Source organism: Lachnoanaerobaculum sp. MSX33 (assembly GCF_000512995.1).
Classification (GTDB): Bacteria; Bacillota; Clostridia; order Lachnospirales; family Lachnospiraceae; genus Lachnoanaerobaculum.
In genome coordinates this window covers 18,714-39,584 of record NZ_AZXX01000082.1, presented here as the reverse complement: position 1 = coordinate 39,584, position 20,871 = coordinate 18,714, and the positions used below count along the sequence as shown (strand labels likewise).

Below are 20,871 nucleotides of genomic sequence, written 5' to 3'. Positions count from 1 at the left end.
TTGTTCCGACAGGTTCTTTTTAATGTTTTTAAATTTCTATAACTAAAGCCTGGTATCCTTCAAGTTTGATCTCTGTATCTGATACGAAATCAACATTTTCCACATTGTTTAAAACAACCTTTTTACATTTTGAAGGAAGTTTTACAGTCTGCGGCTTGATCCCGAAGTTGCCGAGTACAAGTAATGTCTGATTATCTGAAACTCTCTTAAATGCCATAAGTTTCTCCACCTCAGGGAGGTATGGTAAGGTCTTACCATATACTACAGTCTCAGTATACTCAGGGTCTTTTCTGAGAGCGGTGAGCTTTTTGTAGTGTGAGAGAAGCGAATTAGGATCATTTATTTGTGATGCCGCATTGATTCTCTTATAGTCAGGGCTTACCATAAGCCACGGTGTTCCTGTAGTAAATCCGGCATTTTTGCTGTCATCCCACTGGAAAGGAGTACGGCTGTTGTCACGGCTGTAATGCTTTACGGCTGCAAATGCCTCTTCGGGAGAGAGTCCGGCTTCTATTGCAACTTTATACTGGTCACGGGTTGATATATCATCTATCTGATCCATAGAGGTGAAGTTTACATTCTCCATACCTATTTCCTGGCCTTGATAGATAAACGGAAGTCCACGAAGCATAAACTGCATTGTACCGAGGAATTTTTTTGCGGTTTCGCTAAGCTCGTCTGCAGGGATATAGTGGCTTACACCTCTTGGCTCGTCATGATTTTCAATTATGGTGGAAATCATACCTATATCGCCAAGCTTTTCCTGAGTCTCAAAGCAGCATCTCTTATAGTCATCAGGGGTTATAGGCTTGCAATCGTACCAACCGTTCCTGCTTTTTCCGAATATTGTCTCATTGAAGTCAAACATACTTGAGAAATAGCCGTCATCACCGATGAAAAGCGGGATATCCTCTTCACGCTCATCAAATACTTCGCCGACTGTGAAAGCGTCATGCTTGGCAAAGGTCTCATTTTTAAGTTCTGTAAGGAAGTCACCTACACCTATAGCATCCTTAAGCATTCTATGCGGCTCTACAAAGCCGTCTTCTCGATCCGGTGAGTAGCAATAGTCAATTATAGGGAGAGCTTTCTTTATATTTATAATGGCATCAATTCTAAAGCCTGCAAGTCCTCTCTCAAGCCACCAGTTAATCATTGTATATATTTCTTCACGAACTTTTTTGTTTTCCCAGTTGAGGTCAGGTTGCTTTTTATGGAAGAGGTGAAGATAATACTTGTTTGTACCGGGGATCTTTTCCCATGCACTTCCGCCAAAGTAGGAACGCCAGTTGTTAGGCTCCTTGCCGTCATTACCTTCTTCGATATAGAAGTACTTACCATATTCTCCGTCAGGATCTTCCATAGCCTTTTTAAACCACTCATGCTCATCTGAGCAGTGATTTACTACAAGGTCCATAAGAATGTACATATCTCTTTTTTTAGCTTCCGCCAAAAGTTCATCCATATCGTCCATATTTCCGAATACCGGATCTATATTGTAATAGTCTGAAATATCATAGCCCTGATCTGCAAAAGGAGAGCAATAACAAGGAGACAACCATATTATGTCAACTCCCAGATCTTTTAGATAGTCGAGTTTTTCTATAATACCTCTCAGGTCACCGATACCGCTTCCTGTGGTATCATTAAAACTTTTTGGATATATTTGATAAGCAACTTTACCGTGCCACCATTTTTTCTTCATAAATAACCTCCTAAGAAAACATTTTTCTAAAGTCATAATTTATCATAATATCAAATTATATGCAAATATAAAAATAAGGTGCTTGTAAAGTCCACATACACCTTATTCTTTAAAAATTATTTAAAAATTTTCTTTAAAACCACACCGCTACCTATCATAGACAGGATAAAAGTGGAAAATACTATCATAATTCTTTTAGACATATCCATAAAGAAGCCCTGTGGCACTATATTTATCAAATTGTCGGTAGCCGGGTCAAGCATCCACAAATCATTGTTAAAAAAGATATGGTGGAAGATTATAAAATATTTTTCAAAATCTCCGGCAATAAGAAATACCAAAACGGCTGTTATAACCAGAGTAAATAAAGTGCCGAATGTAAGTACATTTGACAGAAAGCAAAATATTTTACCTTTTAATAATTTTACCGCTATAATGCAAAGAATACTGACCGCTATAAGTATATATCTAAGATAAACTGCTCCTACAAAAAGACCTCGTACATCCTCCATATGTGCAACTTCTCTTTCATTAAAGAAAGCCGTATCGGGGATTCCTGCGATATTTGCCTTTATATCGGATAGTTTTTCTCTGTCACCTTTTAGATAGCTCATCATATCCTTTGTAACATTCATAAGATCGGACATTGAAATATCCACATAGTTTGTTACGGCATATTTGTTGTATTCTTTTTCATAAAATGTAAAATCTGAATATGCCGCAATTTCAATGGATGTAACCAGCACGATAAACATCAGTGAAAAGCTTAAAATAATTCCCAAAAAGAATCTAAGTATTTTCATTATGCATCCTTCCAAGACTTTATAACCTTCAACCTGGTGAATTCCTCACGATCCTTTTCTTCCAAAGCATTGGTGATATTCTTTGTGAGATTTTCATAGGTTGGAATAGTGATATTCTTTAAGGCATTGGCTCTTTTTTGAGTCTTTTTAATATTTCTTGCCAGACGATAAGCGGAATTTTCTATCATGGAAAGCCTTACAGTAAGTCTTTTTACTTCATTGAAGCATTCTCTGGCTTTATCAAGTGACTCTCTTGTAGCGTAATAAGCATATGTAGGCTCCATAGGAGAATCATCAAATCTTACAAGAGGTATTTCAGTACCCATTACCGACCTGGTCTTTATCTGTATACTGTCTTCAACAGGCACCGAACCGGCGATATCTGATACGAAGTCGATACCAAGTTCTATATTTGCATACATCAGTGCCTTGTAAGCGGCACTAAAGGTTGTATCTATTTGTTTTTGGATTTCCTTAGCCTCATCAATCAATCCCATAAGCTCGCGGATAAGAATATTTCTCTTCTTATCCATCAAGCCATAGCCCTGTTTTGCCAGTGCCAGAGAGTTTTTTGAGGCTATCAAATTACCCTTTGTCGGGAATGTATTAATATTCATAATTAATCCTCTACTGCAGCAGGAACTATATCACCGTTCGCATCAAGTACTGTAGGCTTATAATACTGATCAAGTACCTTTGTATCTATTCTGTCAAGCTCGCCTCTTGGCATGAGACCGAGAAGTTTCCAACCGATTTCCAAGGTATCAAATATTGTTCTGTTATCATTAACAGACTGACCTATAAACATCTGCTCAAATGCTCTACCGAATATAAGGTATTGTTTATCCGTATCGGACAATTCGTCCTCACCGATAACGGATGCAAGAGCTCTGGCATCACCCACCTTAGAGTAGGAAGAGAAGAGCTGATTTGCCACATCCTGATGGTCCGCTCTTGTAAAGCCTTCACCGATACCGTCCTTCATAAGTCTTGAAAGAGAAGGAAGTACTGAGATAGGAGGATAGATTGACTGACCGTTTAAGTCTCTGTCAAGAACTATCTGGCCTTCGGTTATATATCCTGTAAGGTCGGGAATCGGGTGAGTGATATCGTCATTCGGCATGGTAAGTATCGGAATCTGTGTAACGGAACCGTTCACACCGTTTACAATACCCGCTCTCTCATATATGGTGGCAAGCTCTGAATAAAGATATCCCGGGAAACCTTTTCTTGAAGGAATCTCACCCTTGGAAGATGAAACCTCACGCATTGCCTCCGCAAAAGAAGTCATATCAGTAAGTATTACAAGTATATGCATGCCCTTTTCAAAGGCAAGATACTCGGCAACGGTAAGAGCCACCTTCGGAGTAATAAGTCTTTCTACAACAGGATCGTTTGCAAGATTGATGAATGTGATAACATGGTCACTGACACCGCTCTCTGCAAATGTTCTCTGGAAGAAATCGGCCACATCATGCTTTACACCCATGGCTGCAAATACAACCGCAAACTTCTCATCATCATTGTTGCTGTCACCCAAAGAAGACTGACGCACAAGCTGTGCCGCAAGCTCATCATGTGGAAGGCCGTTTCCTGAGAATATAGGGAGCTTTTGACCTCTGATAAGAGTCATAAGTCCGTCTATTGCGGAAATACCGGTTCTGATATAGTTTCTCGGATACTCCCTTGTGACAGGATTTAGAGGTTTTCCGTTTACATCTATGGTCTTTTCAGCCTCCACACTTCCAAGTCCGTCGATAGGTTCTCCGATACCGTTAAAAGTTCTTCCGAACATTGCCTCGGAAACGCCTATTTCCATAGGCTTTCCTGTAAGCTTTGTATGTGTATTTCTAAGTGCCATACCGTCGGTTCCTTCAAAAACCTGTATTACCGCTTTGTCACCGTTTATTTCAATGATTTTGCCAAGACGTCTTTCTTTACCGTTTACGGTCATTTCTACAATCTCATCATAGGCAGCACCCTTGACACCCTCAAGAACTACCAGTGGTCCGTTTATGGAACTAAGTCCAAGGTATTCTATTGACATGTTTTACCTCCTATGCATTCTTTTCAAGTACTTTTTCGTAGAATGTGTCAATATCTTTTTTGTATTGATCCAACATCTCGAGCTTATCGTTAGGAACATCATACTTTATGGAAGAAACTCTGTCCCAGATACTGTCTTGATGCAAAACACTCATAGGCATACCCTGATGAACAAGAGCTTTTGATTTCTGATAGAGATAGAGTATGACATCCATCATTTTGTACTGTTTTATCAGCGGAACACAAGTATCATCCTTGTGGAAGGCGTTTTGCTGAAGGAAACCTACTCTTATAACCTTCGCTATATCAAGTACAAGTTTCTGATCGTCAGGCAAAACATCAGCACCGATAAGTTTTACTATTTCCATCAGAGATGCTTCCTGATTGAGTATATATACAAGCCTGTTTCTATATTCTACAAAGTTCTTATCTACATGCTCCGCATACCAAGGCGCAAGATCTGTCAGGTATTCCGAATAGCTGTCAAGCCACTGTATAGCAGGGAAATGTCTTGCATATGCAAGTCTCTTATCAAGTCCCCAGAAACAGCGTACAAATCTCTTGGTATTTTGTGTTACAGGCTCGGAGAAATCACCACCCTGTGGAGATACCGCACCGATAATTGATACCGATCCTTCACTTCCGTTTAAGTTTTGCATCATGCCGGCTCTCTCATAGAATGCGGAAAGTCTTGATGCCAGATATGCCGGGAAACCTTCCTCGGCAGGCATTTCCTCAAGTCGACCTGAGATCTCACGAAGAGCCTCCGCCCATCTTGACGTTGAGTCCGCCATGATTGCAACATCATAACCCATATCACGGTAATATTCTGCAAGTGTCAGCCCTGAATAAAGAGATGCCTCTCTGGCGGCAACCGGCATATTTGAAGTGTTTGCGATAAGGGTTGTTCTATCCATCAAAGGATTTCCGGTCTTAGGATCTATAAGTTCTGAGAACTCCTCAAGAACCTGAGTCATCTCATTTCCACGCTCACCACAACCGATATAAATAATAATATTTGCATCGGACCATTTTGCAATCTGGTGCTGTGTCATAGTCTTACCTGTACCGAATCCTCCCGGAACAGCTGCAGTACCTCCCTTTGCAAGAGGGAAGAGAGTATCAAGAATTCTCTGACCGGTAATAAGCGGAACGCTTGCCGGGAATCTCTTCTTTATAGGTCTCGGAACACGAATAGGCCAGTGCTGTGTCATGGTGATCGGAATCTCACTTCCGTCTTCAAGCTGCAATGTGAGAATCTTGTCATTTATCGTATACTCACCGTCTTCAACCACATCCAAAACATAACCCTTAAGGTTTGGAGAGAGCATTACTCTATGTAATATTGCAGGTGTTTCAGGCACCTCGGCAATTATGGTTCCTCCGTCTATAGCCTGTCCCGGTTTTACGGTTATATGTGTTTTCCAGAGTTTCTTTGTATCAAGTGAATCCACACTTACACCTCTGGAAATATAGGTTCCGTCAACCTTTGCAATTTCACTTAAAGGTCTTTCAATACCGTCAAAGATATTGTTAAGGATACCGGGTGCAAGAGTTACGGAAACGGGAGCACCTGTACCTGTTACAATTTCACCCGGCTTAATGCCGCCGGTTTCCTCATAAACCTCTATGACGGTTGCATCGGAAGTAAGTCCGATTACCTCACCCACAAGATTTTCTTCTCCTACATATACCATCTCATGCATTTCAAAACCGGAATCATTTGATGTCTTTACTATAGGTCCGTTTATTGCAAATATAATACCTGTAGTTGCCATTATAGTACCTCCATATCTACATCAAATTTTTCCTTTGCTTCTGAAATCTTTTTTTCAAAAGAATTGTCAATCAGAATATTTTTTGCCGGTATAACGGCTCTCATACCGCCATGAAAAGGATATTTACTGATGGCTATATCAATATCATGCTTTACGGAAAGATCATGTGCAAGAGATTCATCATTAGGGTCTATATATATTTTCACCTCATCATTACCCGCAAATTCCAATGCTCTTTCAATTTGTGAATCTATCAAAGCTACATATTCGGGAGTTTCCTGATACTCTGCGAGTCTTTCCTCAAGCTGTGCAAAAATCTTTTCCTTGAGCTCGGCAGCCTTTTTGCCAAGCTCCATTCGTAGTTTTATCTGTTCAAGAGCGAGCTCTTTGTTCATCTCTTTGTCAATCCTTGTGGTTTCAGTTTTGACTTCCATATCAGCAAGTCGCGTCTCACTGTTTTGGTAGTCTAAAAAGTCCTTCTCTAAAGCATTTTTATAATCTGAAAGTATTTTTTCAGCGGTGGCAATGGCATCAGCAGTGCAAGCCTCTTTAAAATGCTGTAGTTTTTCTTCTATTGTCAAGATAATACCTACCTTTTTAATCTTAATCTAAAGTTCATTTCGCAAGATTATAATCATGCAAACTGTTACAGTTTCAAGCCGATAGCCTCATTTACATAGTCTGTAATGAAGTTCTCGGATCTTCCGGTACCATGTCTGTCCGGTATATCAATAAAGAGTGGTATATGTGATTCCATCTTATATTTATTTACAAGCTCGGGATAATCCTTTGAAAACTTTTCCGTAAGAAGCACAATGCCGATATCTTTGCTCTTTATAACAAAATCAAGGGCATTTGCAAGTTCATGTTTTTCATGAACCACCACTCCTTCCACCCCTGCAAGTCTCATACCTGTAAGAGTATCCACATTATCACTTATAAGATACATTTTCATAAAATCGCCTTTATAAACGACCGAGAATCATGAATGCAACTACAAGTCCGTAAAGGCAAACACCTTCTGCAAGACCTACGAAGATAAGTGACTTACCAAGGATTGAACCGTCCTCACTGATAGCTCCAAGTGCTGCTGAAGCTGCTGCGGATACCGCGATACCGCCACCGATACATGCAAGACCTACTGAAAGAGCTGCTGAGAGGTATCCTAAACCTGTGGCTGATGAAGCTGCGGTTTCAGAAGCCGCGTAAGCATTTCCCGATAAGAAAAATACGCATGTGATTGCCATAACACCGAAGAACATAACAACATTTCCCGCAAGGGCTTTTTTATAACGACCCTTTGTCTTTTCGCCTATCATAAATGCGATATAAGGAACTGCGATACTTAAAATAAGGGCTGCTGCAAGTGTTACTTTTACTAATGTATTCATTTTTTTCTCCTAACTAAAACATAAAAATTATTTACTATGAATAAGGTTTAAATTCTCTACCGTCACCTGTATAAAATCTTGAGAACAACTCATAATACTCAAGACGTAATACCTGTATACCTACAATTAAACCTTCCATACCCATTACAAAGATATTTCCGAGGACAACAACTATCCAGTTGATATTGCCGCTTTCAGCACCTGAAAGCATAAGCACTACTTCCATCATTGCCGCATGGCTGACTGCAAACGCACCCACTCTGACAAAGGAAAGAGAGTTTGAAAAGTAGCTTAAAAGCACTTCAAAAAGCTCAAAGAATCCCTGCAGAATAAACATGCCTACACCTCCTTCAAGATGTATCTTTTTCTTTTCCAATACAGCCGATAAAGGCTCTTTTAAGAAAATTAAAATTAAAGGAAGTACAAACATTATAAACAGCACAATTGCCGCCGGCATATGATTACCTGTCATAAACAGTATTATGGTAATAAGTGCCGATGCATAGAATACAAGTCCTGCCACACCGTTTGCATCAAACAATGCTTCACCCGGTTCATTAAACCTAAGCTTTGTCAAAATACTTAAGATCATCATAAGTATTATTATGAACATACCCAGTGTTATAGTTACCACAAAGACCGTATTTAAATTTCCGATAACAGGAAGTGCAGTCATTGCTTTTGCGGGTCTTACCCAAAGCGGCTGTATTATATCTTCAAATCCGAATATCGAACCGAATAAGAATCCGAATATTGTAGAGAAGAATCCGCATCTGGCAATAATTGCCGCAAGCCTTGATTTCTTCTTATAGGCAATAATACTTCCGAGTATTAAAAGCACAAGACCCTGTCCGACATCTCCGAACATAAAACCGAACAAAACGGAATATGTCAGAGCTATAAGTATTGTAGGATCAAATTCCTTATAATTCGGCAAGCCGTACATTTCAACAAACATTTCATAAGGTTTGAAAAGGGCATTGTTCTTTAACTTTATAGGCGGAGTACTGCTTATTTTTGATAAATTTCTTTCCGCAATGCAGAAAGTACTCGGCTCGTTTTCAAGCTCTTTTGCCAGTTTTTCGGCATCATCTTTTGTAAGCCATCCGCATATGATATAGAAGACTTTCTTATCTTTTCTGTTATCTCTGGTGGCTGCCGCATACTTTCTGACCTCAAAAACCTTGTTGAATCTGAAAAGTACCTGATTAGCCAAAAGAAAATCTTCACGGCTGTTTTCAAGTACACTTATTATCTTATTGTCGATATTAAGTATATTGTCCTGCAATTCTTTAATCTTTTCCTGAAGCTTGGCACTTGAATATTCAGGTGTACCATGGTACTCATCAGGCAGGAAAAATCTTTCAAAATGCATTGAAGAATATATAGCGTCTATTTGCTCCGAAATGGCATCCGGTACAAAATATACACCCCATACCTTATCATCTATTTCTCTTGCCTTGTAAAAAATAGTGTCAATACCTTCATACACAAAGGTCATAAACTTTTCATAATATTCCGTCGGCATGGAACCGAATCTGAAGTTTACATACTTAAAGTGCAGAATCTTTTCGGTGTCATAATCCAGTCCTATAAAATAGTGGACATTTTTAAGCTTTTCCTCGTATCCGGCAAGTTCCGATTCAAGTTCACTCTTTTTTTGTGATAAAGAATAGACCTTGTCTGAAATATTCCGGGTTATTTTGTCGGCCTCCTCGATACTCATGTGACGATTCGTGTGTAAACCGGTATCTTTAAAGTATTCTTTCAGTTCCTGCGATCTTGCCAAGATGTCTTTATAAGGATTGCTTTCATTGAAGGCATGCAACTCTTTGACATTTTTAAGCTCTGAAAGAGCATTTTCCAATTGAAAATCATACTTACTGATATAGGTTTCTATGATTCTGTCAATATCGTCTTTCGGGCCTGTGATATTCAAGAATTCCATTCTCTCAATCATGCGAAAGACCTCCTTGTTTCAAGTTTTAAAATATTAGAGACAATATCTTCCGGAGGAAGCGAATATCTGATGGATTCTATTATCTCTATAACTCTGCTTATCTCAAGTTCCCTGGAATACAGATAGTAGCTGAGGCTTGCCAAAGAATACGGATTATCCTTTTTATGTTTACTATACAGATATTCCAACGTCCTCATATAAAATTCTTCTATGCCGGGTTTGTACTTGAAAAGCTTTGCAGACAATTTTCCATAGTATGAATTGTCAAATATTACAAAAAACTCATCAAGATTTTCGGCCTCAACCATTTGCTTTATTTCATCTACGCTTATCTTGTAGTAATGCGGGATGAGAGTGGCATATACCTTTGTATTACTTACTTTATAATACTTCTTGGTTCTGTATATCCATTGCATATTAAGGAAATCGCATCTTGTTCCGAGGATTGAGAGTACTTCTTTGCTTTCATCACCTTTAAGCTCTTTTTGTGCAAATTTGAAACAAATCTCAAAATAGTAAGAGTCAAGAGCAAGAGCATAGTCAAATATATTGGTACTTCCGGTAGACAATACCTGATTTGTACAATCATAATATTCTGTATTTTTCAGGGAATCAACAAATTGTGAAACGTCTTGTGCAGACATAAGCTCATCGATGTTCAGATTTGTCTTTGCACCCATATATTTGGAATACGATTTTAAATCCAAAGATGTTGGTCTATGACTGAGAATGTCTCGCAGTATACGCTTTAAGACATAGATTGTATTGTACATAGATACTAAATTCAGATATTTTCTCGGAGTACCCGAGTTAAATTTGTAGAGCCTTGAAAACTCTTCCAGATTACTTAACAATAATATTTGCTCTATGTCCTCACGATGTAATGTAGAAATATCAACTTTTTTAAATGCATCACGGTAATATTTATAATGCATAAGTTCATTCATTGCATCAGTGATGGTTTCACATTCACAGAGTGATTTGAAACCGTCAATACTTATTAAGTCACTTGACATAGAACGAATCTTAGTGGTAAGGGAAGAGTATTTAAATAAATTTCCCATGGCTACTCCTTAATCATGTTTGAGAATAGCATATCCACATATTTATCATGGTGAGTGTCATACATGTCTTGCAGATTCTTAAAGGCCTTCTCAGACTGTTGTTTGAGTTCGGAAATCTTTTTTTCTTTCGACAAGTTCATAGATTCCTGCAACTCGGCAATTCGGGCCTTTGTCTTAGCATCAAGATCTTGCTTCCAAAGCTCTTTCCTGGCGTTAATCTCAGCAGCGATTTCCTTTTTCTTTTGAACGGCATCATCAACGTGACTTTGAGATGAGTCTTCTATTTCAGAAAGCCTGCTTATTATATCATCCATAAAACCTCCTTAGTAAATAGTATTATGTGATATACCATGTAAGGCAAACCACTCAAATATATTTCAGGCTACTTATGTGGTACATTTAATAGGAAGAAACACATTTGTCTAAAATATCATATACCTTTTTTGAAAAAAGTAAAGGGATATATTGCATAAAGAAGATAAAGAAAATATAAAGAAATATAAAGCTGAAATTACAAAAAAATATTATGTGTTCTATCGACAAACATAAGTGCACGCTATACGAACAGAGTCTTGAAAAAGATAATAGAATAGTGTATAATTGTGTAGGAAGTAGGCAATATTTAGCAACGGTGCTTGCCTGCTATTTTTTTGTACAAGCTTTTATTTCTATGTGAAAATATCTAAAAGCATAAAATATTGGCAAGATACTTTAATAACTTATAGAAAAAATAAAAAGTAAAGGAGAGGAAATCGTGTTAAAGTATATTATCAAAAGGTTGATATTCGGAATAGCAACAATATTCATCGTATCAACCTTGACTTTTTTCCTGATGCAGCAAGTTCCGGGAGGACCTTTCGCTGCGGATAAGTCAATTTCAAAAGCGGCTCAAAAAGCATTGGAGGTAAAATATGGCCTTGATAAGCCTATTACAGTGCAGTATATCAACTATTTTAAAAATGCATTGAAAGGTGATTTTGGAATAAGTATAAAACAAAGGGGAAGAGATGTAGCTCAGATAATATCCACAAAATTTCCTGTTTCTGCCAGAGTGGGTGGAATATCTATAGTCCTTGCATTAATATTCGGAGTGCCTTTGGGTTCTGTTGCCGCACTTAACAGAGGGAAGGTACTTGACAGACTTATAATAATGTTTGCAACTTTGGGAATAGCGGTACCGAGTTTCGTTGTTTGTACTATTCTAATGTACTTTTTAGGCGTAAAGCTTGAACTTTTGCCTACATACGGTCTTACATCACCGTTAAACTATATCATGCCGGTACTGGCGCTTTCATTTTATCCTACAGCTTATATTGCAAGACAGATGAGATCTTCAATGCTTGACGTACTTGGACAGGACTATATGAGAACAGCAAGAGCAAAAGGTCTTTCAGAGAATGTTATTTTGTTTAAGCATGCACTCAGAAATGCTATTTTGCCTATCATTACATATATGGGTCCGCTTGTAGCGTATACACTTGTAGGAAGCTTTGTTGTAGAGAAGATATTCACCATTCCGGGACTTGGAGGTGAGTTTGTAAGTTCTGTTATAAATCAGGACTATACAGTTATCATGGGAACTACCATATTCCTGGCAACTCTTATTATTTTTATGAACGTAGTGGTAGATATTGCATATACGATCGTAGATCCTAGAATAAAACTTAAGTAAAGCCTATAAGAAAGGAGAAGGTTGTCACAAGTTTTTTGTGGCATCCCTATATATAATGAGCAAACATATTATTTCAGGGCATTTAAATTTATCGCCTGAAGATTTTTTGCCCGCCAGCAAAGAAGAAAAAGAAAGTCTGGTAGTGATGCGTCAGAGTGTCAGCTTCTGGCAGGACGGATTTCGAAGACTTTTAAAGAATAAAGTGGCACTTGCATCTTTGGCAGTATTTTTTGTTATATTGATACTTGCATTTATAGTGCCGATATTTTACCCATATAACTATGCAATACAGTTAAAGGGCAGCGAGAGACTTATGCCTATGCAGTATTCTGCAGGAGAACTTGCAAGAATTGCCGCAGGAGAGAAGGTATTTCCACATATACTCGGAACAGACAGTCTTGGAAGAGACTATGCAATAAGAGTAATGATGGGAGCCAGAATTTCACTTATAGTAGGACTTTTGGCATCATTTATCGTGCTTATAATCGGTTCGATTTACGGTTCCGTTGCGGCATTTACCGGCGGATGGGTTGACCTTATAATGATGAGAATTGTAGATGTAATATATACAGTTCCTGATATATTACTTATAATACTTCTTACTTTTGCGCTTAAGAAGCCTATGAAGCTTTTGGCGTCTGCGCCGGGATTCGGATGGATCAATGTTCTCGGTATAAATCTTATAAGTATATTTATAGTTTTTGCCCTTCTTTACTGGGTAGGTATGGCAAGAATTGTCCGTGGACAGATTCTTGTATTAAAAGAGCAGGAGTATGTTACAGCTGCAAGGGCACTCGGTGCAAAGAGCGGTCAGATTATCAGAAAGCACTTGCTTACAAATACTATCGGTACATTGATTGTTACAACTACATTGCAAATACCTTCTGCTATCTTTACAGAGAGTTATTTGTCATTTTTGGGACTTGGTGTGGCTGTTCCTATGCCGTCTCTCGGTTCACTTGCTTCCGATGCCATAACAGGATTGCAGTCATATCCACATCTTTTGTTCGCACCGGCAATACTTATCAGTTTGATAATACTTAGTCTTAACCTTTTGGGAGACGGACTCCGTGATGCATTTGATCCTAAGCTAAAGAATTAAAGGAAGGTAATTATGAGTAAACATCTTGTAGATATAGAACATGAGAGACTTTCCTTCTTTACTCCGGCAGGAGAGGTGAAAGCCTTAGATGATGTTTCCTTCTATGTAAACGAAGGAGAAGTGCTGGGAGTAGTAGGAGAGTCAGGCTCCGGAAAGAGTGTTACAAGCTATTCTCTTATGGGGCTTATAGCAAATCCGGGAAAGATCATAGGTGGAGATTTATACTTCAACGGATATCACATCAATGAAATGAGTGAAAAAGAAATGAGAAAAATCCGTGGAAATGAAGTTTCAATCATTTTCCAGGATCCTATGACCAGCTTGAATCCGGTATATACTATCGGAAACCAGATAATGGAAGTTATACTTCTGCATACAAATAAGAATAAAAAAGAGGCAAAGGAAAGAGCAAAAGAGCTTCTTACTTTGGTAGGGATAAACGAGCCTGATAAGAGACTTAAGCAATATCCTCACGAGCTCTCAGGAGGTATGAGACAGAGAGTTATGATCGCTATGGCGCTTGCCTGCGAGCCTAAGCTTCTGATAGCGGATGAGCCTACAACAGCGCTTGACGTTACTATTCAGGCACAGATTATAGAGCTTATGATTGAGCTTAAGAATAAGCTTGGCATGGCGATTATTATGATTACACATGACCTTGGTGTGGTTGCAAATATCTGTGACAGAATAGCGGTTATGTATGCGGGAAAAATTATAGAGAGCGGTCTTACAGACGATATTTTTTACAATCCGAAGCATGAATATACAAAGGGACTTTTAAAGAGTATCCCAAAGATGTATGAGGCTGATTATGAAAGACTTGTACCTATCGAGGGTACTCCTGTGGATATGCTTAATCCGCCGAAGGGTTGTCCTTTTGCTTCCAGATGTGATTCTTGTATGAAGATATGCTTAAGAGAAATGCCGCCTGTTAAGAATTTCAGTGAAACTCATTATTCACAGTGTTGGTTAAATGAGTTGGAAGAAGATAATAATACAGAGGGAGAATAAGTATGTCTGAAAAAATAATTAGAGTTGAACATTTACAACAATTCTTCCCTGTTGGAGGTTTTGGTAAAAATAAGAAATATGTAAGAGCTGTGGATGATGTTTCTTTCTATATTGAAAAGGGAGAAACTCTGGGACTTGTAGGAGAGTCGGGTTGCGGTAAAACCACAACAGGTAGATCTTTGCTTAGACTCTATGAGCCTACAGACGGAAGAATAATATACAAAGACCAAGTGCTTTTTGACAGCGGAAAAGTACCTCTTGTTGATGAGAACGGTAACGATATTATCGAAAACGGTGTACCTAAGCTTGGAAAAAAGACTGCGGTAAATATGTATCCTTACAGAAAAAAACTTCAGATAGTTTTCCAGGATCCTTATGCATCACTTGACCCGAGAATGACGGTCGGAGATATTATCGGTGAAGCTATCGATATCAATAAGATTGCGGCTTCAAAAAAAGACAGACAGGACAAAATTATTGAGGTTTTAAAGACTGTAGGTCTTAACTCCGAGCATGCCAACAGATATCCTCACGAGTTCTCGGGAGGACAGAGACAAAGAGTAGGTATTGCAAGAGCGCTTGTAGTGGATCCCGACTTTATCGTTGCGGATGAGCCTGTATCCGCACTTGACGTTTCCATTCAGGCTCAGGTTGTAAATATGTTTGAGGATTTACAAAAGGAAAGAGGGCTTACCTATCTGTTTATCGCCCATGACCTGTCTATTGTAAATCATATAAGTAACAGAATCGGTGTTATGTATCTTGGTAGAATGGTTGAGCTTGCAGAGTCCGGAGAGATTATTTTCAGACCGCTTCATCCATATACAAAGAGCCTTATTTCAGCTATACCTGTAGCGGATCCTAAGGTATCAAGAGAAAGATCGAGAATTGTACTTGAGGGTGAAGTACCTTCACCTCTTAATCCGCCAAGCGGATGCCATTTTAGAACCAGATGTAAATATGCTACAGAGCAGTGTGCAATGGAAGTTCCGAAGTGGAGAGAAGTGGAAAAAGGACATTTTGTAGCCTGCCACAATATCGAGAGGATAAATTAAAAATTAGAACCTGTCGGTTTTGATAAAAAATATTTAGGAGGATTTATGAAGAAACAATTGGTTTTAGCTACATTGGTTCTTACCGGTGCACTTGTGCTTTCAGGTTGCGGCGGCGGAGGAGCAAAGTCGGCTGCAAAGGCGGGAGGCAAGATTCTTACTATCGAATTGGGACCGGAAGTGGAGTCAATTGACCCTGCACTCAATACAACAAATGACGGAGCAAACTATCTCACATATCTTTTTGACAACTTGTTAAGAGTTGACAAGGACGGTAAAGTGGCTCCAAGTTTAGCTGAAAAATATGAAGTAAGCGATGACGGACTTACATGGACATTCCATTTAAGAGACGGATTAAAGTGGTCTGACGGTTCGGATCTTACAGCTAATGACTTCGTATACAGCTGGCAGAGAATGATCGACCCTGAGGTTGCCGCACCATATGCGGAGATAACTCTCGGAATGTTGGAAGGTTATGAGGAGGCTATAGGTAAACCTGATGCCGACGGTAACCCTACAATAGACCCCGATGTTACAAAACTCGGTGTTGAGGCAACCGATGACAAGACTTTGGTAGTTCATATGTCATCACCTACACCTTATTTTGACAAGCTTGCAACATTTGCCGCACTTTCACCTGTAAAGAAAGATGTAGTAGATGCAAATCCTGACGGATGGACACTTGATCCGAAGACATATATCTCTTCAGGTCCGTTCAAACTTACAGAGTGGAAATCAGGCAGCTATTTAATGCTTGAGAAAAATGAGAATTACTGGAACAAGGATGCCGTAAAGCTTGACGGTATCAAATGTCTTCTTATGCAGGATCAGAATGCCGCATTCAGTGCATATGAGTCGGGAGATGCTTTAATGATTAAGGATATTCCTACACAGGAAATCACAACATTGCAAAAGAGAGCCGACTATCACCTTGATCCACAGCTTGGAACATATTTCATCGACTTGAACAACACATTGGATGAGTTCAAAGATGCAAGAGTTCGTCAGGCACTTTCACTTGCACTTGACAGAAAGTATATTTCAGAGACTATCACAGCAGGTACATATACTCCTGCAACAGGTTTTGTAAGTGCCGGTACATCAGACTGGGACGGATCGCTTTGGACAGATAATATTACAGACCCTTCAGTGTATATAAATGTTGACGATTTCGCGGGTAACCTTGCAAAGGCTAAAGAGCTTTTGGCTGAGGCCGGACATCCGAACGGTGAAGGACTTCCTACACTTACATACTCAACAAATGATTCGGCTTATCACAAGAAGATTGCCGAGTATTTACAGCAGGCATGGAAAGAGCTCGGAGTTAATGTGGAAGTTAATATAGTTGAGTGGAAGTCATTTACACCACAGAGAAGATCCGGAAACTATCAGATTGCAAGAGACGGTTGGGTAATGGATTACAACGATCCTTCAAATATCCTTCAGCTTACACAGACAGGAAACGGAAACAACAGCTCAAAGTACTCGAACCCTGAGTACGATGCACTCTTGGAAAAAGCGGCTAAAGAGGTTGATCCGCAGACAAGATTCGGATATTTTCATCAGGCTGAGGAGATGCTCATGAGAGATATGGGTGTAACACCGCTTCTTTACTACAATGAGATGTATCTTCAGAGCGATAAGGTAAAAGACAGCTATCATACAGCTGACGGTATCTATCACTTTGAGTATGCCGATATTGCAGAATAAAAAATATTAGAATTTTAGGAGAATTTATGAGAAAAAGATTGTTTTTGGCTACACTGACAATTGCTGCAGCAGTAGCACTTTCAGCATGTGGAGGTTCAAAGTCCGCAAGTAAGAGCGGAAAGATCCTTACTATCGAGGAAGGACCTGATGTTGAAACAATTGACCCTGCACTTAATCAGTCAGCTGACGGTGCAAACTATCTGACAATGATATCAGACAATTTGCTTAGACTTGATAAGGACGGTAAGATAGCGCCAAGTTTGGCTGAGAAATATGAAGTAAGTGATGACGGACTTACATGGACTTTCCATCTGAGAGACGGACTTAAGTGGTCTGACGGTTCAGATTTTAAAGCTGAAGACTTTGTATACAGCTGGCAGAGAATGGTTGACCCTGAAGTTGCCGCTCCATATGCAGAGACCGTACTTGGAATGGTAGAGGGATATGACGAGGCTATCGGTAAGCCTGATGCGGACGGTAATCCTACTATAGATCCTGACATCACAAAGCTTAAGGTAGAGGCACCGGATGACAAGACTTTGGTTGTTCATATGTCACATCCTGCACCATACTTTGACAGACTTGCGGCATTTGCAGCACTTTCACCTGTAAAGAAAGACGTAGTGGAGGCAAATCCTGACGGATGGAGTCTTGATCCTAAGACATATATCTCTACAGGTCCTTTCAAGCTTACAGAGTGGAAGCAGGGAAGTTATTTATTGGTTACAAAGAATGAAAATTACTGGAATAAGGATGCTGTAAAGCTTGACGGTATCAAATGTCTCCTTATGCAGGATCAGAATGCCGCTTTCAGCGCATATGAGTCAGGCGATGCCTTAATGATTAAGGATTACCCTGTACAGGAGATAACAACAATGCAGAAGAGACCTGATTTCAAGACCGATCCTAAGCTTGGAATAGCATATATCGATGTGAACAATGATTTGGAAGAGTTTAAAGATCCTAAGGTGAGAGAGGCGCTTGCACTTGCACTTGACAGAAAGTATATGGCTGAGACTATTACAGCAGGTATAAATTCACCTGCAACAGGCTTTATTCCGACAGGTGTAGTGGACTGGGACGGAAGCGCATGGGCTGACAATATCACAGATAAGTCTGTATACTATGACAATGACAATTTTGCTGCAAACCTTGCAAAGGCTAAGGAGCTTTTAGCAGAGGCAGGACATGAGAACGGTGCAGGCCTTCCTACAATGTCATACACAACCAACGATGCAGGTCTCAACAAGAAGGTTGCAGAGTACTTACAGCAGGCTTGGAAAGAGCTTGGAATAAATGTTGAAGTAAACATCGTTGAGTGGAAGTCATTTATACCGCAGAGAAGATCAGGAAACTATCAGATAGCAAGAGACGGATGGGTAATGGATTACAATGATCCTTCAAATCTTCTTGAGTGTGTATACAGTACAAACGGAAACAACAACTCAAAATACAAAAACCCTGAGTTTGATGCGCTCCTTGATAAGGCTGCACAAGAGTCTGATGCAAAGACAAGATTCGGATATTTCCATCAGGCTGAGGAACTTCTATTAAAAGATGCCGGAGTTATTCCGCTAATGTATCAAAATGAGACATATCTTCAGAGCGATAAGATAACAGACAGTTTCTATACATCAGACGGTATTTGGCACTTTGAGTATGCCGATATAGCAGAATAAAGTATTTATTTAGAGTCGGAATTTTTCTTCCGGCTCTTTTTGTATAAATATTGATTTTTTTGATGTATAAATTTGATTTTCGAATGTTTTAACCTGTCAATATATCATTTATTTAATTTTTAGGGTAGACAAAGATATTCAATTATGGTATATTTATTCAAACAATTGAATAAAGTTAAAAATGGAGGAGGAATTAATGAAAAAAAGAATTATTGTTGCCGCATTGGCAATAGCCGGTGCAATGGCCCTGTCAGGATGTGGCGGTTCAAAATCAGGCGGTGCAAAAAGTGGTGATACTACACAAACAGCTGCAGGTAAGAAGATACTTACAATTCAGCTCGGACCTGATGTAGAGTCAATTGATCCTGCACTCAACTCTGCCGTAGACGGAGCAAACTATATATTGTTTGCCTTTGACAATCTTTTAAAGATGGACAAAGACGGAAAAGTTGTACCGGGACTTGCCGAGAAGTATGAAGTAAGTGATGATCAGCTTACATGGACATTCCACTTAAGAGACGGCTTAAAGTGGTCTGACGGTTCAGCTCTTACAGCTGATGATTTTGTATACAGTTGGCAGAGATTGGTTGATCCGAGTGTTGCCGCACCTTATGCACAGACAGTACTCGGAATGGTGGAAGGCTATGACGATGCTATCGGAAGACCTGACGCTGACGGCAATACCACAGTAGATCCGGATCCTACAAAGTTAAAAGTAGAGGCACCGGATGAAAAGACTTTGATTGTACATATGGCAAAGCCTACACCATACTTTGATAAGCTTGCCGCATTTGTTTCTCTTTCACCTGTTAAGAAGGATGTTGTAGAGGCAAATCCTGACGGTTGGAGTATCGATCCTAAGACATATATCTCAACAGGTCCTTTCAAACTTACAGGATGGGAACCGGGAAGTTACCTTATGTTTGAGAAAAATGAGAACTATTGGGATGCGGATTCCATAAAGCTTGACGGTATCAAATGTCTTCTTATGCAGGACCAGAATGCGACATTCAGTGCATATGAATCAGGTGATGCTTTAATGATTAAGGATGTTCCTACACAGGAGATTACAACATTAAAGGATAGATCGGATTTCCATATAGATCCTATACTTGGAACATATTATCTTGATTTAAACACTACCTTAGATGAGTTCAAGGATCCTAAAGTAAGAGAGGCACTTTCACTTGCTTTAGACAGAAAATATATTTCAGAGACAATTACAGCAGGTACATATACTCCTGCAAGCGGCTTTGTAAGTGAAGGTGTAACAGACTGGAACGGAACAGCATGGCAGGATAATATAACAGATAAATCAGCTTATATAAATATCGACGATCATGCAGGTAATCTTGCAAAGGCTAAAGAGCTTTTAAAAGAAGCAGGATATGAGAACGGTGTCGGCTTACCTGAGATGGTTTACTCAACCAATGATGCAAGTTATCACAAAAAGATTGCCGAGTATTTACAGCAGGCATGGGGTGAGCTTGGTCTTAAGGTACAGGTAAATATCGTTGAGTGGAAGTCATTTACACCACAGAGAAGATCGGGTAACTATCAGATAGCAAGAGACGGTTGGGTAATGGATTACAATGACCCTTCAAATATCTTGGAGCTTGCATTAACCGGAAACGGAAACAACAATGCCAAGTACAGCAATCCTGAGTTCGATGCTCTTATGAGCAAGGCGGCTACAGAGAAAGATCCACAGACAAGGTTCGGATACTTACATCAGGCTGAAGACTTCATAATGAAGGATACAGCTATGGTTCCGCTTCTTTATTACAATGATTTCTATCTTCAGAGTGATAAGATAACAGGCAGCTGGCATTCACCTGACGGCTTCTGGCACTTTGAGTATGCGGATATAGCGGAGTAAGAATTGAATAGTAAAGCAT

General features: G+C 39.4%; 18 protein-coding genes. 7 read left to right on the top strand and 11 right to left on the bottom strand.

The features are described 5' to 3' along the window. Positions 1-28: 28 nt before the first annotated feature. From HMPREF1495_RS09255 to HMPREF1495_RS09205, 11 genes are all read right to left on the bottom strand, one after another. The gene (locus HMPREF1495_RS09255; protein ID WP_034214115.1) at positions 29-1,705 is read right to left on the bottom strand and encodes an alpha-glucosidase; all 1,677 of its coding nucleotides are present in this window, start codon (positions 1,703-1,705) and stop codon (positions 29-31) included. Positions 1,706-1,821: 116 nt separating this feature from the next. Further along, on the bottom strand, positions 1,822-2,508 hold the full coding sequence (locus tag HMPREF1495_RS09250; RefSeq protein WP_034214112.1) for a TIGR01906 family membrane protein: 687 nt from the start codon (positions 2,506-2,508) through the stop codon (positions 1,822-1,824). Beyond that, positions 2,508-3,125: a V-type ATP synthase subunit D gene (locus HMPREF1495_RS09245; protein WP_034214110.1), complete on the bottom strand. Its 618-nt coding sequence runs from the start codon at positions 3,123-3,125 to the stop codon at positions 2,508-2,510. The genes HMPREF1495_RS09250 and HMPREF1495_RS09245 overlap by 1 nt, the downstream gene beginning before the upstream one ends. A gap of 2 nt (positions 3,126-3,127) precedes the next feature. Further along, a complete protein-coding gene (locus tag HMPREF1495_RS09240) occupies positions 3,128-4,555 on the bottom strand; it encodes a V-type ATP synthase subunit B (protein ID WP_034214108.1) in 1,428 nt (475 codons plus the stop codon). A gap of 10 nt (positions 4,556-4,565) precedes the next feature. Then, positions 4,566-6,332: a V-type ATP synthase subunit A gene (locus HMPREF1495_RS09235; RefSeq protein ID WP_009663263.1), complete on the bottom strand. Its 1,767-nt coding sequence runs from the start codon at positions 6,330-6,332 to the stop codon at positions 4,566-4,568. Continuing rightward, a complete protein-coding gene (locus HMPREF1495_RS09230; protein ID WP_034214106.1) occupies positions 6,332-6,913 on the bottom strand; it encodes a V-type ATP synthase subunit E in 582 nt (193 codons plus the stop codon). The genes HMPREF1495_RS09235 and HMPREF1495_RS09230 overlap by 1 nt, the downstream gene beginning before the upstream one ends. 65 nt (positions 6,914-6,978) lie before the next feature. After that, complete coding sequence (locus HMPREF1495_RS09225; protein ID WP_007595194.1) at positions 6,979-7,287, bottom strand: V-type ATP synthase subunit F; 309 nt, start codon at positions 7,285-7,287, stop codon at positions 6,979-6,981. 10 nt (positions 7,288-7,297) lie between these two features. Next, positions 7,298-7,723 carry an ATP synthase subunit C gene (locus tag HMPREF1495_RS09220; protein ID WP_007595196.1) on the bottom strand — a complete coding sequence of 142 codons (426 nt, stop codon included), beginning with the start codon at positions 7,721-7,723 and terminating at the stop codon, positions 7,298-7,300. A gap of 34 nt (positions 7,724-7,757) precedes the next feature. Further along, entirely contained in the window at positions 7,758-9,683 is a 1,926-nt protein-coding gene (locus tag HMPREF1495_RS09215) for a V-type ATP synthase subunit I (RefSeq protein ID WP_034214103.1), read from the bottom strand. Then, positions 9,680-10,747: a V-type ATPase subunit gene (locus HMPREF1495_RS09210; protein ID WP_034214101.1), complete on the bottom strand. Its 1,068-nt coding sequence runs from the start codon at positions 10,745-10,747 to the stop codon at positions 9,680-9,682. Before HMPREF1495_RS09210 ends, HMPREF1495_RS09215 begins: the two co-directional genes overlap by 4 nt. Before the next feature lie 2 nt (positions 10,748-10,749). After that, positions 10,750-11,061 carry a hypothetical protein gene (locus tag HMPREF1495_RS09205; RefSeq protein ID WP_034214098.1) on the bottom strand — a complete coding sequence of 104 codons (312 nt, stop codon included), beginning with the start codon at positions 11,059-11,061 and terminating at the stop codon, positions 10,750-10,752. Between the two features lie 440 nt (positions 11,062-11,501). On the opposite strand from HMPREF1495_RS09205, the gene HMPREF1495_RS09200 reads away from it, so the two are divergent. The 7 genes from HMPREF1495_RS09200 to HMPREF1495_RS09170 all read left to right on the top strand — a co-directional run bounded on the left by HMPREF1495_RS09200 (position 11,502) and on the right by HMPREF1495_RS09170 (position 20,852). Next, entirely contained in the window at positions 11,502-12,419 is a 918-nt protein-coding gene (locus HMPREF1495_RS09200; protein WP_034214095.1) for an ABC transporter permease, read from the top strand. 55 nt (positions 12,420-12,474) lie between these two features. Further along, entirely contained in the window at positions 12,475-13,521 is a 1,047-nt protein-coding gene (locus HMPREF1495_RS09195; protein WP_034214092.1) for an ABC transporter permease, read from the top strand. Positions 13,522-13,533: 12 nt separating this feature from the next. Next, the gene (locus tag HMPREF1495_RS09190; protein WP_034214089.1) at positions 13,534-14,532 is read left to right on the top strand and encodes an ABC transporter ATP-binding protein; all 999 of its coding nucleotides are present in this window, start codon (positions 13,534-13,536) and stop codon (positions 14,530-14,532) included. 2 nt (positions 14,533-14,534) lie between these two features. Next, positions 14,535-15,587: an ABC transporter ATP-binding protein gene (locus tag HMPREF1495_RS09185; protein WP_034214087.1), complete on the top strand. Its 1,053-nt coding sequence runs from the start codon at positions 14,535-14,537 to the stop codon at positions 15,585-15,587. A gap of 45 nt (positions 15,588-15,632) precedes the next feature. Next, positions 15,633-17,294 (top strand): peptide ABC transporter substrate-binding protein, encoded by a 1,662-nt coding sequence (locus HMPREF1495_RS09180; RefSeq protein ID WP_034214083.1) that lies wholly within the window; start codon positions 15,633-15,635, stop codon positions 17,292-17,294. 26 nt (positions 17,295-17,320) lie between these two features. After that, positions 17,321-18,973: a peptide ABC transporter substrate-binding protein gene (locus tag HMPREF1495_RS09175; RefSeq protein WP_034214081.1), complete on the top strand. Its 1,653-nt coding sequence runs from the start codon at positions 17,321-17,323 to the stop codon at positions 18,971-18,973. A 196-nt stretch (positions 18,974-19,169) separates the two neighbouring features. After that, complete coding sequence (locus tag HMPREF1495_RS09170) at positions 19,170-20,852, top strand: peptide ABC transporter substrate-binding protein (protein ID WP_034214078.1); 1,683 nt, start codon at positions 19,170-19,172, stop codon at positions 20,850-20,852. The last annotated feature ends 19 nt before the right edge of the window (positions 20,853-20,871 follow it).

Bases quoted from the DNA above. Each gene is read 5' to 3' on its own strand.
- HMPREF1495_RS09255 (WP_034214115.1), bottom strand. From the start codon at position 1,705: ATGAAGAAAAAATGGTGGCACGGTAAAGTTGCTTATCAAATATATCCA.
- HMPREF1495_RS09250 (WP_034214112.1), bottom strand. From the start codon at position 2,508: ATGAAAATACTTAGATTCTTTTTGGGAATTATTTTAAGCTTTTCACTG.
- HMPREF1495_RS09245 (WP_034214110.1), bottom strand. From the start codon at position 3,125: ATGAATATTAATACATTCCCGACAAAGGGTAATTTGATAGCCTCAAAA.
- HMPREF1495_RS09240 (WP_034214108.1), bottom strand. From the start codon at position 4,555: ATGTCAATAGAATACCTTGGACTTAGTTCCATAAACGGACCACTGGTA.
- HMPREF1495_RS09235 (WP_009663263.1), bottom strand. From the start codon at position 6,332: ATGGCAACTACAGGTATTATATTTGCAATAAACGGACCTATAGTAAAG.
- HMPREF1495_RS09225 (WP_007595194.1), bottom strand. From the start codon at position 7,287: ATGAAAATGTATCTTATAAGTGATAATGTGGATACTCTTACAGGTATG.
- HMPREF1495_RS09220 (WP_007595196.1), bottom strand. From the start codon at position 7,723: ATGAATACATTAGTAAAAGTAACACTTGCAGCAGCCCTTATTTTAAGT.
- HMPREF1495_RS09215 (WP_034214103.1), bottom strand. From the start codon at position 9,683: ATGATTGAGAGAATGGAATTCTTGAATATCACAGGCCCGAAAGACGAT.
- HMPREF1495_RS09210 (WP_034214101.1), bottom strand. From the start codon at position 10,747: ATGGGAAATTTATTTAAATACTCTTCCCTTACCACTAAGATTCGTTCT.
- HMPREF1495_RS09205 (WP_034214098.1), bottom strand. From the start codon at position 11,061: ATGGATGATATAATAAGCAGGCTTTCTGAAATAGAAGACTCATCTCAA.
- HMPREF1495_RS09195 (WP_034214092.1), top strand. From the start codon at position 12,475: ATGAGCAAACATATTATTTCAGGGCATTTAAATTTATCGCCTGAAGAT.
- HMPREF1495_RS09190 (WP_034214089.1), top strand. From the start codon at position 13,534: ATGAGTAAACATCTTGTAGATATAGAACATGAGAGACTTTCCTTCTTT.
- HMPREF1495_RS09185 (WP_034214087.1), top strand. From the start codon at position 14,535: ATGTCTGAAAAAATAATTAGAGTTGAACATTTACAACAATTCTTCCCT.
- HMPREF1495_RS09180 (WP_034214083.1), top strand. From the start codon at position 15,633: ATGAAGAAACAATTGGTTTTAGCTACATTGGTTCTTACCGGTGCACTT.
- HMPREF1495_RS09175 (WP_034214081.1), top strand. From the start codon at position 17,321: ATGAGAAAAAGATTGTTTTTGGCTACACTGACAATTGCTGCAGCAGTA.
- HMPREF1495_RS09170 (WP_034214078.1), top strand. From the start codon at position 19,170: ATGAAAAAAAGAATTATTGTTGCCGCATTGGCAATAGCCGGTGCAATG.